The sequence below is a fragment of the Rhodococcus shunpengi genome, from assembly GCF_048381395.1.
Taxonomy (GTDB): Bacteria; Actinomycetota; Actinomycetes; order Mycobacteriales; family Mycobacteriaceae; genus Rhodococcus.
Genome location: NZ_JBLWIU010000012.1, coordinates 578,658 through 593,956 on the forward strand (window position 1 = coordinate 578,658; position 15,299 = coordinate 593,956).

Consider the following 15,299-nt stretch of genomic DNA (forward strand, 5'->3'; position numbering starts at 1 on the left):
TGGACCATAACAACGGTGCGCATCGTCGTCAACGGGAGGGTTCTTGCTGGTCCGTGCGATGTGTGCCTACTGTGCAGGGATGAACAGCCGGTCGAACGGTGCGTCCTCGTCCATTCGGGAACGGATTCTCGAGACCGCGCTCGACGAGTTCTACGAGTGCGGATTCCACGGGGCGACGATGCGCAATATCGCCAACGCCGCAGGTTGCAGCGCTGCCAACGTCTACAACCACTTCGAGAACAAGTCGGAACTGCTCGTGGAAATTCTCCGCCGTGCGAGCGACGAGCAGTTCACGGCGACCCGCAACGCCCTGCGCAAGGTCGGTGACGATCCGGCCGAACGGTGGCGCGCGGCGGTCGCAGCCCACGCTCTGTACACCGCGCGGAATCCGCGGGCGTGTCTGGTGGCGAATTCTGAACTGCGTTATCTCGGTCCGCTCGACCGCAAGCGCGTGGTGGGCTCGCGCGACGCGCAGGAGCAACTCTTCGTCGACATCGCGGAAGACGGTGTAGCGCAGGCGATTTTCACGATCAAGCGGGTGCATCAGGGGGTCACGGCGGTGCTCACGATGTGCGCCGGCATCCCCCTCTGGTTCCGGGAGAGCGGCCCCCTCTCGGCGCAGGAGGTCGCCGATGATTTCGCTGGATACGCGCTCAATCTGGTCGGATATTCGCGCTGAACCGTTGACGGGTCATGGGTGCCGTGCTGTACTGGGTGAACAAGCGTTAATGACCTACTCCGGTCCATCGAAGGAGTGCACCTCCCATGACCCACCGCCCCTCGCAGCCGCGCACCGATTCCCCGCGCTATCTCACCGAGGAACGCCTCGCGATCCGTGACCTCGCCCGCGACTTCGCGATGACGAAGGTGCTGCCCGTCGCCAACGAACTCGACCCGGTCCAGGGCACCATCCCCGACTCCCTCAAGAAGGAGATGGCCGAGACCGGCTTCTTCGGGATCATGATCCCCGAGGAACACGGCGGCCTCGGGCTCGGCGTCTTCGAGTACTGCCTCGTGGCCGAGGAACTGTCGCGGGCATGGATGAGCGTGTCGGGTCTGCTCGCCCGCGGCAACGGCATGGGCGGCGGCTTCACCCCCGAACAGGAGGCGGCACTGCTGCCCAAGGTCGCCCGCGGTGAATACCTCGGCGCGTACGCCCTGTCCGAGGCCGAGGCCGGATCCGACGTCGCGAACATCTCGTGCCGTGCCGTGCGTGACGGCGACGAGTGGGTCGTCAACGGCACCAAGATGTGGTGCACCTATGCCGACGAGGCCGATTACCTCGTGCTCTTCGCCCGCACCGATCCGAACAAGGACCCGGCCAAGCCACACCGCGGGATCAGCGCCTTCCTCGTCGAGAAGGAACGCGGCGTCTTCCCCGAGGGCATCTCGGGCACCAAGGTCCGCAAGATCGGCTACTTCGGGTGGAGCACCTGGGAGTTGTCTTTCGACAACTTCCGCATCCCGGCCGACAAGATGCTCGGCGAGGAGGGCAAGGGCTTCTATCTCGCCGTCTCCGGTCTCGAGGTGGGGCGCGCCCATACCGCCGCCCGCGCCATCGGTCTCGCCCGCGCCGCACTCGAGGATTCGATCGAGTACGTGCACACCCGCCGTCAGTTCGGCCGTCCCATCGGTGATTTCCAGCATCTGAGGTTCAAGATCGCGAAGATGGCCGCCGACATCGAGGCTGCACGTCAGCTGATGTACTCGGTCGCCACCGACATCGACACCGGCCGGCGGTGCTCGCTCGAGGCGTCGATGTGCAAGCTCGTTGCCACCGAGATGGCCGAGCAGGTCACCAGCGAGGCCGTGCAGATCCACGGCGGCGCCGGCTACACCACCGACTTCCAGGTCGAACGCCATTGGCGCGACGCGCGTCTGACGAAGATCTTCGAAGGCACCAGCGAGATCCAGATGCGCATCATCTCCGACGAACTCCTGGGAAGGCCCGAGCAGGCATGAGCGCACACACCGTCACCCGCCCGCTCACCGTCGGGGACCGCACCTCCTCGGAACCCCGCACCGTGGCCGATGTCCTGACCGGCTCCGGTGCGGTGGCACCGCCGAACTCACCCGTCCTCGGTGCCCTGGCCGTCGCCTCGCTCGTCTCGCCCGTTCCCGGTGGCGTCCCGACCGGATTCGACTGGAACGCACACGATCCGGTCTCCGTCTCGGACGTCGTGTCGGCGGACACCGTGATCACCCGCGTATCCGGACGGACCGCGCGCCGCTACATCCGGCTCGTGGACCGGGCCGGCGCGGTGCGTGAATCCGGCACCGAGACATGGACCTTCGACGACGAACAGCCGGCGGTTCCCGAACTGGACTTCTGCGCACCGGCCTGGGGAGCGCTGCTCGCCGAGAGCCTCTCGGAAGACCGGGAATTCACTTCGTCGCTGTCCACCTGGGACGGCACCATCGGATTGCGCAGCGGCGAGACCGAACTGCACCTGCGCATCTACAAGGGGCGCATCGTCGACGTCACCCGGCGCACCCCGCACGGCGCGACGTTCACCTTCGTCGCACCCGACCACGCCTGGGCCGATCTCGTCCTGTCCGAGGAGAACGACTTCATGCGCCGCGCCATCCGCGGCGAATTCTCCTCCACCGGAGACGGATACGAGTACCTGCGACTGACCAAGCCGCTCAACACGATCATCGGGCACGCCCGTGCCCTCGCCCGAAAGGCCCGCTCATGATCGAGGCCCGCTACCTGGAGATCGGCGGAGCGCTCGGCTTCGTCGAGATCGTCACTCCCGACGCACGATCCGGCAACGCGCTCGACGCGACCGACCTGCCCACCGTCCTGTGCATCCACACCGCCGGCCAGAGCGGCGTGCAGTGGCGCCACGTGGCCCGCGATCTCGCCGACCGCGGCTACCGGGTGATCGTCCCCGACCTGCCCGGCCACGGACGTTCCGAACCCGCACCCGGGGGCCCCGTCACAAGCCTGATCACCTACGGCGACTGGTTGTGCGAGGTGCTCGACGCGCTCGGGATCGACCGGCCGTTCGTCATGGGCTGCTCGATCGGGGGCAAGCTCACCCTCGAACTCGCGACCCGCCCGGACCGTCCGCTGTCCGGGGCCGTCGCGATGGAAGCCGAACCCGGCCCGGGCCGCGTCAACGTCGCCGGTCTGCGCCGTGAACTCGAGGACGTCGCCGGACCGTCGCGCTCCGAGCGCACCTATCTGGGAACCCTTGCATCCGTGGGGCGCTCGGTTCCGGAGGCGAAGGCGCACACGATCGCGCTCATGCACAAGCGGGAGGACCCGGAGATCTCGTCGTCCGATCTGATCGGCTGGGGAACCCACGACGTGCGCGACCGCCTCGACCGCCTGACCGCACCGATCCACCTCGTCGCCGGCGTCGACGACCCGTGGATCGACCCCGACGCCGTGGCCCGGGCCGCAGAGACCATCAACGACGCACTTCCCGGACGCGCCCGCTTCACGGCATTGGCCGGCATCGGGCACTATCCGATGGAGGAGATCGACGACTTCGCCGCGCTCGCCGACACCTGGATCGGTGAGCTGCGCCGGGTCGCTGTTCCCGAGGAGGCAGCGCTGTGACCACCACCCGCACCGACACCCTGCCCGCACTGCTCGACGGCCTCGTCGCCGCGAATGCGGACGCCCCGATCGCCTACGACATCGTCGACGACGTGGCGGTGGCCCGCAGCCGCGAAGAGTTCCGCGACCGGGTCGAGGCCGTGCGCAGTGAACTCGACGGAATCGGCCTGCGCGCCGGCCAGTGCATCGCGGTGATGTTGCCGAACTGGTCCGACGCACTCGTGTGGCAGTTCGCGGCCTCCGCGCTCGGCGCCCACGTCATCGGTGTCAACACCCGCTACAACACCCGCGAGGTCGCGCACATCCTCACTGCCGCGCGACCTGCCGTCGTGGCCGTGCCGGCCGCCTTCCACGGACTCGACCTGTTCGGCCGGCTCACCGAGGCTGCGGCGTCCGTCCCCGACGTGGCCACCCCGGTGGTCGCGGTGGTGCCCGGACCGGCGAACGCGTCGGCGTCCCCGGCCGACTTCGACCTCGGCGGCGGCGCGTGGACGGCCGGCAGCGGCGACACGCGTGGCGCGAGTGCACCCGGGACACCCGACACCGCGACACTCACCCCGGCGGGAATCGACGACGATCCCGAGGACCGGATCGCAGTGGCGTTCACGACGTCCGGTTCCACCGGTGTGCCCAAACTCGCCGCGCACCGCGGCAACGCGGTCGTCCGTCACGGACGCGCCGATGCCGCGATCATGAAGATCGTCGAGGGCGACGTGGCGCTGTGCGTGCTCCCCGTTTCGGGCGTCTTCGGTTTCAGTACCGCGATGGCCGCGCTCGCCGGTGGGGGAGCGCTGCTCATGGAGACGGTCTTCGATCCGGGCGCGGTCCTGCGCCGGATGCGGGAGGTCGGGGTCACGCACGCGGTGGGCGCCGACGACCTGTTCGGCCGTCTCTACGACGCCTGGCACGATGGCGAACGCGTCGACCTGTCGGCACTGCGCTGGGTCGGTATCGCCGACTTCCTCGGCCGCTCCCACGAGATCGCCCGATGGCTGCGCGACGAATTCGGCACCCACACCTCCGGTGTGTTCGGTTCGTCGGAGGTGTTCGCTCTCGCGATGCTGTGGAATGCCGACGATCCGGAATCGGTGCGTTGGAACGGTGGTGGCCGCGCGGTCGACACGGCGATCGAACTGCGGGTCGCCGACCCCTACGACGATCGGGTCCTCCCGGCCGGTGAGCAGGGTGAACTGCAGTTCCGCGGCCCGAACGTCGTCGACGCTTATCTCGGGAACCCCGACGCCGCCGCGCGCGCGTTCACGGCCGACGGCTGGTTCCGCAGCGGCGACCTCGCCGTCGCCCTCGGCGACGGAGGCTTCCGCTACATCTGCCGGATGGGCGACGTCCTGCGCCTGCGCGGCTTCCTCGTCGACCCCGCCGAGATCGAGACTCGTCTGGCGGAGCATCCCGGCGTGGCCACGGCCAAGGTCGTCGGTATCACCGGCGACGGCGGCTACACCGAGGCGATCGGTTTCGTCGTCCCCACCGACGACGCACCCGCGGACACGACCTCGGGGACCCTTCGGGCCTGGTGCCGCGAGACCCTCGCGGCCTTCAAGGTGCCCACGGCGATCCACGTCATCGAACGGATGCCCACCACTGTCGGTGGCAACGGATCGAAGATCCGCGCCGTGGAACTGCGCGAGTGGGCCGGCGAGTGGGCGGGTTCCGAACGCGACTTCCGAAACACCTGACCAACCCCGCGACGCACCCGATGCGCCCGGCCGGCTCAGTTGCCGGCCGGGCGCTCGTGCGTCGGCGGTGCGTGATCGGGGGCGACCTCCGCCGCGATCCTGCGGAACAGGGCGTCTGCCTCGTTCACGTATCCGCCGGTGTCGTCGAAGGCCTCCGGTTCGTAGGTCACGGCGAGTGCGATCGCCACCTCCTGCTCGGGCAGATACGCCTCGACGGCGGAGTAACCACCGAACATCGGGTTCTGCATCAGCCAGTCCCCGGTGATCACCACACCGAGCCCGTAGGTGTACGCCTCCGACTGCTCGAAGCAGGTCGAACAGTCGGGCTGCGCATGGGTGCGACCGCGCAGATCGGTCGAGACCATGGCCGCATACGACTCTTCCGACAGCAGTTCACCGGTGCCGATCGCCACGGCGGTGTCGTGCAGGTCGAAGATGGTGCTGGTCTGCACGGCTCCGGAGGTGATGGTCCACGACGGGTTCCAGAAGGTGCTCTCTTCGTAGAAGGGGGTGCCCGCGGGAACACCCAGGAACTCGCGCCGTTCGGAGGAGAAGGCGTGCAGTACCGGGTCGGGCATCGCGGCCGTCTGCGAGGCCGCGGTGCCGTCCAGCCCCAGGGGTTCGAGCACTCGTTCCCGAACGAGTTCGTCCATCGGCCGGCCGGTGATCTCCTCGAGCGCCGAGCCCAGGATCACGTAGTTGGTGTGGGCGTAGTTCCAGTTGGTGCCGGGCTCGTAGAGCAACGGTTTCGACGTCGCGTACGCGAGGAGTTCGTCCGGGGTCCACGCGCGGAACGGATCCGCGTAGCTCGCGTCGGCGAACTCGTCGTTGCCGAGCACGTAATCCGGATAACCCGACGTCATCTGCGCCAGCTGACCGAGGGTGACGCGGTCGGCGTGCGCGAGATCGGGCAGCCACTGCGACACCCTGTCGTCGAGACCCACCACGCCCTCGTCGACGAGTTGCAGCAGCACGGTCGCGACGTACGAGATGGCGACGGCACCGTTGCGGAAGTGCATGTCGGTGGTCGCCGGAACACCCGTCATCGACTCTCCGAAGGCACGGGTGACGATCTCCTCGCCGCCTTGCGAGACCCGCACGAGGACGGCGCGCAGGTGCCGGTCGGCCATGGCTTCGTCGACGATCTGCACGATCGCGTCGGTCCCGGCGCTGTTCGTCGGCTGTGCCTGGGCGGTCGGATCGTCACCCGATGGCGAACAGGCGCACAGGATTCCGACGGCACAGATCAGCGCCGGAGCCTTTCGTCCGATCAGCATGCCGAAAGTGTGACAGCTCCGCGCAGGCGGAAACAGCCGATTCGTTCAATTGCGACATTTCACGGCGACACTGCCTCTGGTGAGGATCGACAGCGAGGCGGCGACCGCGCACAGGGTCGCTCCGGCCCACCACGCGTAGGTGTAGGTTCCGAGGCTGTCGCGGATGACCCCGGCTCCGAAAGCGGCCGCCGCGGCACCGATCTGGTGGGAGGCGAACACCCAGCCGAACACGATGGTTCCGCGGTCGCCGAAGATCCGGCGGCACAGCATCGCGGTCGGCGGCACGGTGGCGACCCAGTCCAGACCGTAGACCACGACGAACAGGATCATGCTGGGGTGCACGGACTCCTGCAACAGCCAGGGCAGCAGGAGCAGACCCACGCCGCGGAAGGTGTAGTAGAAGGCCAGCAGCTTGCGGGGGTCGAACTTGTCGGTCAGCCATCCGGAGGCGATGGTGCCGACGATGTCGAAGATCCCCACGGCGGCCATGAGGCTCGCTGCGGTGGTCGTGGGCATGCCGTGGTCGTGGGCCGACGGGATGAAGTGGATGCCGACGAGTCCGTTGGTGGTGGCCCCGCAGATGGCGAAGGCGATCGCCAGCGCCCAGAACGCCCGGTGACGCACCGCGAAGGCCAGCCCTTCGAGAGCGCGGGTGACGGCACCGCCGGTCGCTCGCGTCGGCGCCAGGTAGGTCTCGGGGTCGGCACCGTAGGGCAGGACACCGCGCTCGTCGGGATGATCGCGGATCACCGCCCACACCAGCGGGACGACGACAATCGCCGCCGCGGCGATCACGAGCGATGCCTGCCGCCACCCGACGTTCTCTGCGAGCGCGGCGACGGGTGGCAGGATCACCAGTTGGCCGGTCGCGGAACCCGCAGTGAGGATGCCCATCACCAGCCCGCGACGCTCGACGAACCATCGGTCGGCGATGGTCGCCGCCAGGACCAGGGCCATCGACCCCGTGCCGGTACCGATGAGCAGTCCCCAGAACACGAGCAACTGCCACGAGGCGGTCATGGCGACACTGCCGGCAGCACCGAGCGCCACCAGGAACAACGCCGACGAGATCACCCGGCGCATGCCGAACCGGTCCATCAGGGCGGCGGCGAACGGTGCGACGAGTCCGAACAGGACGAGGTTGATGCTCACCGCGAGCGACATGACGCTCGTCGACCAGCCGAACTCGTCGTGCAGCGGCACCATGAGCGCGCCGGGTGCCGCCCGGAAGCCTGCGGCGCCGAACAACGCGAGGAAGGCCACCGCGGCGACCCACCATGCCGGGTGGATCCGGGCCGGGCGGCGGTCGCTGCGCTGGGCCGGGCGCACACTCATCACGAATTCACTTTCTTCGAGAAAGCAACAGGATGAGCAGACGATACCCAGCAGCTCGTCGCGGGAGGCGAGCGGTCAGTTGCCCGAGCTCCCCGGCGTCCGGTAACTCGCGTCGCGGCGCGCGGCCTCGTCGACCTGTTCGGGGGTGAGCAGGGCGATCGGCGTGGAGCGCGCGGCACCGGAGGCGATCGTGCGGAGCTCGAGTGTCGCGGCCGCGATCTCGTCGGGCACCTCGCCGAGCACGTACAGATCGTGACCACCGAGCGCGAAATGCACCGAATCGACCGTCCCGCCCACACTTTCGACCATCCGGACGATGGCGTCGCGTCGGGACGTACCACCGTCCGTGAGCAGCCCGCGTGCGCCGTCCGCGGTGTAGTTCACCTGCCAGAGATATCGCGGCATGATCGTCTCCTTTCGAGGATCCCGACCTCCATGGTCGGTCCATCCCGCGTCACCGGGGACGGTTTCGCCGGGAATCGCGGCCTAGGCTCGATATCGAGACCCTGTCCGCCGCATCGAAAGGGAGTGCCGTGCCGAAACGACCCGTACCCGAGGCCGTCGCCGAATTCCTCGCCCAGCCCAATTACGCCACGATCAGCTCACTGCGCCCGGACGGTCATCCGGTGTCCGTTCCGACCTGGTACGTCTTCGAGGACGGCCGCATCCTCGTCAACATGGATTCGACCCGCAAGCGCCTCGAATACCTGCGGAACGATCCGCGGGTGAGCCTGTCGGCGATGGATCCGCAGGACTGGGTCACGCACGTGAGCCTCCAGGGGCGGGTCGTCGAACTCGCCGACGATCCGTCCCTGGAGGACATCGATCGGATCGCTCGCCACTACACGGGCAAGCCGTACCACGCGCGCGACGGCAAGCGCGTCAACGCGTGGATCGAGATCGACCGCTGGCACGCGTGGGGTCGTCTGCGCAACGCCTGAGATCGATCGGGGAGAAGGCCGGCTGTCAGATGACGCCGGCCTTCTTCGCCGCGCTGCGTGCCTGGAACGCCAGGATGACGAGCAGCACGCCGAACAGGATCGCGTAGATGCCGAGCAGGACGATCAGGCTCAGGATGCCCTCGCCGGGGAAGATCAGCAGCACGATGCCGAACAGGACGGCGACGACGCCCGCGAGCACCGACCACACCCATCCGGACTCGGGCACCTTCCGGAAGCGGACACCACCGACGATGCCGGTGATGCCGAACAGGATGGCGTAGAACGCGATCACGTACAGCAGTGCGAGTGCGGTGATGCCGGGCCAGAACAGCGCGACGAGACCGGCGAGGACGGAGACGACGCCCATGGCGAGCCACCAACCCCAGCCCTCGGGCTTGTCACGGATCGATTGAACGACCAGCACGATGCCGTCGATGATCGCGTAGGCCGCGAAGACGACCACCAGCGCCCACACGGTGATGCCGGGCCAGACGAGCGCGACGACACCGAAGAGGACCGCGAGGATGCCGCGCAGCAGCACCACCCACCAGATCTGCTTCAGCAGTGATCGGAACGGATCGTTGGAAGAAACCGAGCTCGTGGACATGACGGCTCCTGGCGTGTGATGTGATCTTGTAGCCCCGAGGATAAGCGCGGTTGTGCTGCTTCGCGTGCCGAATCGAAGCCGAGGTTACGCTCGGAAACGTGGCCGGGGCGAGGATCGGGATATCGGGATGGCGCTATCCGGGCTGGCGCGGAGACTTCTATCCGGAAGGACTCGTCCAGCGCCGGGAACTCGAATACGCCGCCCAGCGGTTCGGGTCGATCGAGATCAACGGCTCGTTCTACTCGCTGCAGCGCCCGAGCAGTTATCTCGCGTGGCGGGACGCCGCACCCGACGACTTCGTCTACGCCGTCAAGGGCGGGCGGTTCGTCACCCACATGAAGCGGCTCGCGGGTGTCGACGACGCCCTCGCCAATTTCTTCGCCTCCGGCGTACTCGCGCTCGGCCCGAAACTCGGTCCGGTGCTGTGGCAGCTCCCGCCGACCCTCGGTTTCGAGGAGGACAGGTTCGCGGACTTCTTCGACCGGTTGCCCCGCACGACGACGGCCGCCGGCGAACTCGCCCGCCGGCACACCGACAAACTCGCCGACGACCGGGTGTGGGTGGAGGTGGATGCCGAGCGTCCGCTGCGGCACGCCGTCGAGGTGCGGCACCCCGACCTCGCGAGCCCGGAGGCCGTGGAGTTGCTGCGCGCGCACGATATCGGGCTCGTCGTCGCCGACACGGCCGGCAAGTTCCCGTTCCTCACCGACGTCACGAGCGATTTCGTCTACGTGCGGATGCACGGCGACAAGGAGTTGTACGCGAGCGGGTACACCCCCGAGGTCCTCGACGTGTGGGCCGAGCGGATCCGCCGGTGGCTCGGCGACGGCAGGGACGTCTACGTGTACTTCGACAACGACATGAAAGGCTGTGCACCGCACGACGCGCTCGCGTTGCAGGAACGCCTGTGACCCGGGCGTCCGGAGGAAGGACAGGAGATCGCTGTGTGGCCCGACCACTGGCCGAGAACGCCGCGGGAGATCGCGACGGCCACCGCCGATGCGCTCGCCGCTGCCCGCAGCGAGTCGGCCGAGCCCTTCGACGAGGCGGTTGCGGTGCTCGTCGACCTGCCCTACGAGCAGGTCACGGCCGTGCACGCGGGCATGGTCCGGGAGTTGCTCGAGGAACTGCATCCCGACGGCCTCGCCGGTGAGGACGTGCAGGCCGTGCTCGAACGCTCCGTCCGCTCCGGTCTGCGATGGTTGCCGTCGCTCGAACCCGAGGCCGTCGTCGCCGTGCTCACGGGTGCGCTCGGCGTGTCCGATCCCGACGCCGAACGCCCGAGGATCCGCCCCGAGCAGTATCTGGCCGCGGGCCTGCTCGTCGTCGCCGATCTCGTCGCTGCGCGCCGCGTGGCTCCCGAAGCGTATCTGCGTCGCGCCGTGAGCGAGATCGAACGGGCCGAGACGCAGGAGATGCCCTGAGCTGTTCCGGGGGTCAGGCCGGATAATGGTTCTCGACGTTGCGGACGACTTTGCGCAACAGGTCGGACAGGACCTGCACCTCGTCGTCGTCGAGCCCGTCGAGCATCTGCCGCTCGCGTGCCAGGCGTCGCGGGAATTCCTTCTCGACGAGTGCGCGCCCGTCGTCGGTGAGGGTGAGCAGCACGACGCGGCCGTCGCGTTCGAGTCGTTTGCGTTCGACGAGACCGAGTTTGGCGAGTCGTTCGGTGTGCTTCGTGGTCGACGCGCCGGAGATGCCCGTGATCGAGGTGACCTCGCTGGCGCGTAACGGATGGTCGCTGCGGGCGAGCGCGCTGAGGACCTCGAATTCGCTGCGGCTGATGCCGCTCGCTTCGAGTTCCCGATCGAAGTAGGTGAGCGCGAGCGAGCCGATGCGGGTGATGCGGCCGATCACGTCGATGGGGCGGAGGTCGAGGTCGGGGTAGTGAGCGGTCCATCCGAGACGTACGCGATCGACGTAATCGGGCTGGGGTGTCTCGGAGGGCATGTGGCAAGTCTAACGGCATCGGACGAACAATTTCATAGATATTTTACTAGTGAAGTAATATGGTGGACGGATGCTCGACCGCCGACTCGACGACCGTCCCCAGCTCCGTCACACCCGGGGAGCGCTCGCGCATCCGCTCTCGGCGAGCGCGTGGAAGGACGCCCTCGAAGTGCGGCGTGGCGACCCGACCGTGGCCGTGGCGCTGCGCGTGGGATTCGCGACCATGCTCGCTCTCGTCGGCGGCGGTCTGCTCGGTTACGGACAGGTCGCCGGCTTCGCCGCTCTCGGCGCACTGACCAGTGCCTTCCTGCGATACGAGCCGTATCCGCGTCTCGCGGTGCGCCTTCCGTGGGTAGGTCTCGGCATCGCCGGTTACACCGCCTTCGGGGCTGCACTCGGCGCGATGGGCGCCCCACTGTGGGTGCAGATCGTCGCGCTCTCGGTGGGCTCGGCCGTCGCGTACTGGGTGTTCACGGCCTTCTCGCTCATGGGCCCCGGCCCGGTGATCCTCATCTTCGCCGCCGCCGGCGCCGCCGGTTTTTCCGACGGATGGGGTGACGCGGGCCTGGTCACCGTCGCGGCGACCATCGGTGCGCTGCTCGGATATGTCATCGCGATGCTGCCCGCGCTCTCCCATCCCCATACGCCCGCTCGCCTCGCGGTCGCGCGCGCCCTCGCGGCGGTCTCCGCCGTCGAAATCCGCGGTGCGGACGCCGTTCCCGCCGCGAGACAGAGCATCCGGAAGGCGCGCGAGACCGTCGCACTGAACGCCCCGCGACGTTCGGACGCCCATGTCCACGAACTGGTCGCCCTGCTCGACGCGGCCGAGACGGTTCTCGACAGCGGGTCGCACGACACCTCCCGCGCACGCCGCGACGACTTCGCCCGGTTCGAGAAGGAACTTCGGAAGGCGCGGCGCGACATCGAGATTCCGCGTGTCGATGCCGAGGGTCGGCCGGTGCTGCCGACGCCGCCCGGCTTCGTCCGCGAAGGATGCAGTCGTCTGCTCGACCGTCTCGTGCTGATCGGAGCGGCCCGGATCTTCGTGGCGTCGTTGCTCGCCGCGTCGTTCGCAGCACTGATCGGGCTCGACCATCCGCTGTGGGCTGCGATGGGTGCCATGGCGGCGCTGCAGGGATTGAACTACCGCAACACCGTTCAGCGCGGCATCCAGCGTCTGATCGGCAATGTCGGCGGCGCACTGATCGCTGCCGTGCTGCTCGCGCTCGACCTGGGCTACTGGCCGGTGGTCGCGGCCGCCGTGCTGTTCCAGACGCTCACCGAACTCACGGTGACCCGGAACTACGGGCTCGCCTCGGTCGGGGTGACGACGATGGCGTTGCTGCTCACCGGCCTCGGGCAGCACGCGGGTCCGGGTCTCGCCGCCAACCGGGTCGCCGACACCGTCATCGGCGTGGTCGTGGGCGTGATCGTCGCTGCGGTGACCATCCGACGCGACGACCGGCACCATCTCGTCGCGTGACGAGGCGGCACCGGTCGTCGGTGGCGTTCATGGCCTGCCGCGGGAGGCGGCGGGGTGATGCTCAGGAGTGAGCGGCTTCGAACCGCTCGAGGATGTGCCGCGGGATCCGGCCGCGCGAGCTGACGTCGTAGCCCTTGTTACGGGCCCAGTGTCGGATCGCGGCCAGTTGCTCCGGCGACCGGGTGGGCGGAATCACCTTGTGGGTCCCCGCCGTCCGTGTGCGGGCCTTTGTCACCGTCTGCTTCGGCGTGATGGTGCGGGTGCTCGATGCGGGCTTCTCAGGTGCCTTCTCGTGCAGCCACGGGCGGAGTACCGCCAGGAACTTGTCTGCGTTCGCCGGCCGCAGGTCGATTTCGTACTCGTCGTCGTCGACCGTGATGCGGAACGACTGCGCCAGGCCGTCCATGATCGGTTGGCCGTCGATATCGTCGAAATATTGGACGCGCACTTTCTGTGCCACGTTTATCTCCTTGTCCCCGAACTGTGCGCTGTCGACGCTAGTTCTTACTCGGGGGTAGGTTCAAGTCGCGAATGTACGATCCCACCCGCTCGACGAAATGATCGAAGAACTCTGCCGGACGGGTGCCCGCCACGATATCCGCGTTCGGCGTCCTTTGCCACATACCGGACAGATCGGCGACCGTCGTGCCCCGGGTGAGCCGTCCGTCGAGCTCGACGTCGACCGTCGCGGGCCGGGAGGTGTAGGGAACCGTGCCCAGCGTGACCGCCGCGGCGAACGGGTCGTGCACGTGCGCGAGGAAGCCCAGGCCCTGGTCACGATGAAATTCCATGTAGAACCGCAGTGCATCGGAGATGTGGCGGACGAGAGGGACATCGGCCGTCGACCGCGTACCGCGCGGAGCATCCGGGGAGAGTTCCCCGGAGCGGGGCACACCGACGACGTCCCCGATCCGCGCGACATGCTCGGGATGCATCTCGATCGACTCCGTGACATCCAGCGGGCACACGATCGGCCGCCGGTCCGGAGGCGCGATCGAGAACGCGTCGAACACGACCTTGGCGGCCTCCGGATCCACCGCGACGTTCCATTCCGAGGTCGGCGTCGTATTACCGGGATGGTGGAAACACCCACCCATGATCACGAGGCGACGCAACCGCGACGGCAGTTCCGGATCGATGCGCAGGGCGAGGGCGAGGTTGGTGAGCGGGCCGGTGACGAGCCCGGTGAGCTCTCCCGGATGCTCGCGGGTGAGATCGACCCACGCCTGCGCGGCCGATCGCGACGACCGCGACCGCGACGCAGCGGGAAGTTCCGCATACCCGATTCCCTGCGGACCGTGCGTGTCCTCGGTGGTCATCAGCGGCGCGACCAGCGGAACCTGCGATCCGGCAGCCACTTCGATATCGGGCCGGCCGCACACCTCGAGCCACGACAGCGTGTTGGCGGTGACCTGGTCCACCGGCACGTTCCCCGCCGTGCACAGGGCGGCGACGATCTCGGCTTCCGGACTCGCGACGAGATAGAGCAGGGCGAGAGCGTCGTCGATGCCGGTGTCGACGTCGACGATCAGACGGGTACGGGCGGCCGGAACATCGGGTTCGTGTACGTGCACGATCCCATCTTGGGGCATCCCGATGAGCGCGCCGCGGCCGGTGCTGGGAGAATTCCCGAATGCACGAGCGCAAGAACCGCGGTTATTTCACCGAGGACGACGGTGTCTACCTGCCCACGAAGTACGCGACCAGCCCGTGGTCGGACACGATGCTCAACGGGCCGTGTGTGAGCGGTCTGGTCGCACGCGAGCTCGAAATCCACCATGCCGTCGAGGGTTTCGTCCCGTCCCGGTTCACGCTCGATCTCTTCAGGCCGGTCCGCAACGAGCCGATCACCTTCACCACCACCCGGGTGCGCGACGGCAACCGCATCCGCGTCGCCGACGCGAACCTGATGCAGGGTGGCGAGGTGTCGGCGCGCGCGACGCTCACCTTCCTCCGCAAGTCGGCCCCGCCGCCCGGATCGGTATGGCTGCGTGGCGAGCCCCCGACGCCCCCTCCCGGTTCCTTGGAGACGCAGCCCGGACCGCTCGAGTACTCGTCCTGGTACGGCAGCGACGGTCCGGGATGGACGCGGGTGCGGTCGGAGCACCAGAACTCCGATCGCAAGCGGCTGTGGTCGCGGCAGCTGCCGATCATCGCCGGCGAGGAACTGTCGCCGTTCGTCAACACCGCGACCGTCGGTGAGGGCACGTCGTTCGTGACCAACTGGTCGGACAAGGGTGTCGGCTACATCAATTCCGATGTCACCCTGGCGCTGTCCCGCCTGCCGGAGGGTCCGGAGGTCGGTATCGAGGCCGACAACCACATCAGCAGCGAGGGCATCGCGGTCGGCACGGCGGTGCTGTTCGACCGCCTCGGCGCATTCGGCACCGGTGTGGTCACCGCACTTGCCAATGCGCAGCGGCAGGTCGATTTCGGCTGAT

At 68.1% G+C, this 15,299-nt stretch carries 17 protein-coding genes; 10 read left to right on the forward strand and 7 right to left on the reverse strand.

The window, feature by feature from the left end; translation table 11 throughout:
* Window positions 1-79 precede the first annotated feature (79 nt).
* From ACNJ7K_RS07940 to ACNJ7K_RS07960, 5 genes are all read left to right on the forward strand, one after another.
* A complete protein-coding gene (locus ACNJ7K_RS07940; RefSeq protein WP_016692588.1) occupies window positions 80-679 on the forward strand; it encodes a TetR-type transcription factor C-terminal domain-containing protein in 600 nt (199 codons plus the stop codon).
* A gap of 86 nt (window positions 680-765) precedes the next feature.
* A complete protein-coding gene (locus tag ACNJ7K_RS07945) occupies window positions 766-1,962 on the forward strand; it encodes an acyl-CoA dehydrogenase family protein (protein WP_016692589.1) in 1,197 nt (398 codons plus the stop codon).
* Window positions 1,959-2,699, forward strand: a complete 741-nt coding sequence (locus ACNJ7K_RS07950; protein ID WP_016692590.1) for a hypothetical protein — start codon at window positions 1,959-1,961, stop codon at window positions 2,697-2,699. Before ACNJ7K_RS07945 ends, ACNJ7K_RS07950 begins: the two co-directional genes overlap by 4 nt.
* A complete protein-coding gene (locus tag ACNJ7K_RS07955; protein ID WP_159417247.1) occupies window positions 2,696-3,571 on the forward strand; it encodes an alpha/beta fold hydrolase in 876 nt (291 codons plus the stop codon). The genes ACNJ7K_RS07950 and ACNJ7K_RS07955 overlap by 4 nt, the downstream gene beginning before the upstream one ends.
* Entirely contained in the window at window positions 3,568-5,265 is a 1,698-nt protein-coding gene (locus ACNJ7K_RS07960; RefSeq protein ID WP_487041450.1) for an AMP-binding protein, read from the forward strand. The genes ACNJ7K_RS07955 and ACNJ7K_RS07960 overlap by 4 nt, the downstream gene beginning before the upstream one ends.
* 35 nt (window positions 5,266-5,300) lie before the next feature.
* Here ACNJ7K_RS07960 and ACNJ7K_RS07965 read toward each other — a convergent pair whose 3' ends face one another.
* The 3 genes from ACNJ7K_RS07965 to ACNJ7K_RS07975 form a co-directional block, all read right to left on the reverse strand.
* Entirely contained in the window at window positions 5,301-6,542 is a 1,242-nt protein-coding gene (locus ACNJ7K_RS07965; RefSeq protein ID WP_016692593.1) for a serine hydrolase domain-containing protein, read from the reverse strand.
* A 45-nt stretch (window positions 6,543-6,587) separates the two neighbouring features.
* Window positions 6,588-7,877: an MFS transporter gene (locus ACNJ7K_RS07970; protein WP_016692594.1), complete on the reverse strand. Its 1,290-nt coding sequence runs from the start codon at window positions 7,875-7,877 to the stop codon at window positions 6,588-6,590.
* A gap of 75 nt (window positions 7,878-7,952) precedes the next feature.
* Entirely contained in the window at window positions 7,953-8,282 is a 330-nt protein-coding gene (locus ACNJ7K_RS07975; RefSeq protein WP_120280770.1) for a GYD domain-containing protein, read from the reverse strand.
* Between the two features lie 128 nt (window positions 8,283-8,410).
* On the opposite strand from ACNJ7K_RS07975, the gene ACNJ7K_RS07980 reads away from it, so the two are divergent.
* The gene (locus tag ACNJ7K_RS07980; RefSeq protein WP_016692596.1) at window positions 8,411-8,818 is read left to right on the forward strand and encodes a TIGR03618 family F420-dependent PPOX class oxidoreductase; all 408 of its coding nucleotides are present in this window, start codon (window positions 8,411-8,413) and stop codon (window positions 8,816-8,818) included.
* Between the two features lie 25 nt (window positions 8,819-8,843).
* Here the strand turns inward: ACNJ7K_RS07980 and ACNJ7K_RS07985 are convergent, their stop codons facing one another.
* The gene (locus ACNJ7K_RS07985) at window positions 8,844-9,425 is read right to left on the reverse strand and encodes an HdeD family acid-resistance protein (protein WP_016692597.1); all 582 of its coding nucleotides are present in this window, start codon (window positions 9,423-9,425) and stop codon (window positions 8,844-8,846) included.
* A gap of 98 nt (window positions 9,426-9,523) precedes the next feature.
* Here ACNJ7K_RS07985 and ACNJ7K_RS07990 point away from each other — a divergent pair, with 98 nt between their 5' ends.
* On the forward strand, window positions 9,524-10,336 hold the full coding sequence (locus tag ACNJ7K_RS07990) for a DUF72 domain-containing protein (protein ID WP_230791865.1): 813 nt from the start codon (window positions 9,524-9,526) through the stop codon (window positions 10,334-10,336).
* Between the two features lie 33 nt (window positions 10,337-10,369).
* On the forward strand, window positions 10,370-10,849 hold the full coding sequence (locus tag ACNJ7K_RS07995; protein ID WP_016692599.1) for a hypothetical protein: 480 nt from the start codon (window positions 10,370-10,372) through the stop codon (window positions 10,847-10,849).
* Between the two features lie 13 nt (window positions 10,850-10,862).
* Here the strand turns inward: ACNJ7K_RS07995 and ACNJ7K_RS08000 are convergent, their stop codons facing one another.
* Window positions 10,863-11,375, reverse strand: a complete 513-nt coding sequence (locus ACNJ7K_RS08000; RefSeq protein ID WP_016692600.1) for a MarR family winged helix-turn-helix transcriptional regulator — start codon at window positions 11,373-11,375, stop codon at window positions 10,863-10,865.
* Window positions 11,376-11,445: 70 nt separating this feature from the next.
* On the opposite strand from ACNJ7K_RS08000, the gene ACNJ7K_RS08005 reads away from it, so the two are divergent.
* Window positions 11,446-12,858 (forward strand): FUSC family protein, encoded by a 1,413-nt coding sequence (locus tag ACNJ7K_RS08005; protein ID WP_230791867.1) that lies wholly within the window; start codon window positions 11,446-11,448, stop codon window positions 12,856-12,858.
* Between the two features lie 61 nt (window positions 12,859-12,919).
* Here the strand turns inward: ACNJ7K_RS08005 and ACNJ7K_RS08010 are convergent, their stop codons facing one another.
* Together ACNJ7K_RS08010 and ACNJ7K_RS08015 are read right to left on the reverse strand one after the other, a co-directional pair.
* On the reverse strand, window positions 12,920-13,318 hold the full coding sequence (locus ACNJ7K_RS08010; RefSeq protein ID WP_016692602.1) for a histone-like nucleoid-structuring protein Lsr2: 399 nt from the start codon (window positions 13,316-13,318) through the stop codon (window positions 12,920-12,922).
* Between the two features lie 37 nt (window positions 13,319-13,355).
* Complete coding sequence (locus tag ACNJ7K_RS08015) at window positions 13,356-14,450, reverse strand: nucleoside hydrolase (protein WP_487041451.1); 1,095 nt, start codon at window positions 14,448-14,450, stop codon at window positions 13,356-13,358.
* Window positions 14,451-14,491: 41 nt separating this feature from the next.
* Here ACNJ7K_RS08015 and ACNJ7K_RS08020 point away from each other — a divergent pair, with 41 nt between their 5' ends.
* Window positions 14,492-15,298 (forward strand): acyl-CoA thioesterase domain-containing protein, encoded by an 807-nt coding sequence (locus tag ACNJ7K_RS08020; RefSeq protein ID WP_487041452.1) that lies wholly within the window; start codon window positions 14,492-14,494, stop codon window positions 15,296-15,298.
* The last annotated feature ends 1 nt before the right edge of the window (window position 15,299 follow it).

Bases quoted from the DNA above. Each gene is read 5' to 3' on its own strand.
- ACNJ7K_RS07940 (WP_016692588.1), top strand. From the start codon at position 80: ATGAACAGCCGGTCGAACGGTGCGTCCTCGTCCATTCGGGAACGGATT.
- ACNJ7K_RS07945 (WP_016692589.1), top strand. From the start codon at position 766: ATGACCCACCGCCCCTCGCAGCCGCGCACCGATTCCCCGCGCTATCTC.
- ACNJ7K_RS07950 (WP_016692590.1), top strand. From the start codon at position 1,959: ATGAGCGCACACACCGTCACCCGCCCGCTCACCGTCGGGGACCGCACC.
- ACNJ7K_RS07955 (WP_159417247.1), top strand. From the start codon at position 2,696: ATGATCGAGGCCCGCTACCTGGAGATCGGCGGAGCGCTCGGCTTCGTC.
- ACNJ7K_RS07965 (WP_016692593.1), bottom strand. From the start codon at position 6,542: ATGCTGATCGGACGAAAGGCTCCGGCGCTGATCTGTGCCGTCGGAATC.
- ACNJ7K_RS07970 (WP_016692594.1), bottom strand. From the start codon at position 7,877: ATGAGTGTGCGCCCGGCCCAGCGCAGCGACCGCCGCCCGGCCCGGATC.
- ACNJ7K_RS07975 (WP_120280770.1), bottom strand. From the start codon at position 8,282: ATGCCGCGATATCTCTGGCAGGTGAACTACACCGCGGACGGCGCACGC.
- ACNJ7K_RS07985 (WP_016692597.1), bottom strand. From the start codon at position 9,425: ATGTCCACGAGCTCGGTTTCTTCCAACGATCCGTTCCGATCACTGCTG.
- ACNJ7K_RS08000 (WP_016692600.1), bottom strand. From the start codon at position 11,375: ATGCCCTCCGAGACACCCCAGCCCGATTACGTCGATCGCGTACGTCTC.
- ACNJ7K_RS08005 (WP_230791867.1), top strand. From the start codon at position 11,446: ATGCTCGACCGCCGACTCGACGACCGTCCCCAGCTCCGTCACACCCGG.
- ACNJ7K_RS08015 (WP_487041451.1), bottom strand. From the start codon at position 14,450: ATGCCCCAAGATGGGATCGTGCACGTACACGAACCCGATGTTCCGGCC.
- ACNJ7K_RS08020 (WP_487041452.1), top strand. From the start codon at position 14,492: ATGCACGAGCGCAAGAACCGCGGTTATTTCACCGAGGACGACGGTGTC.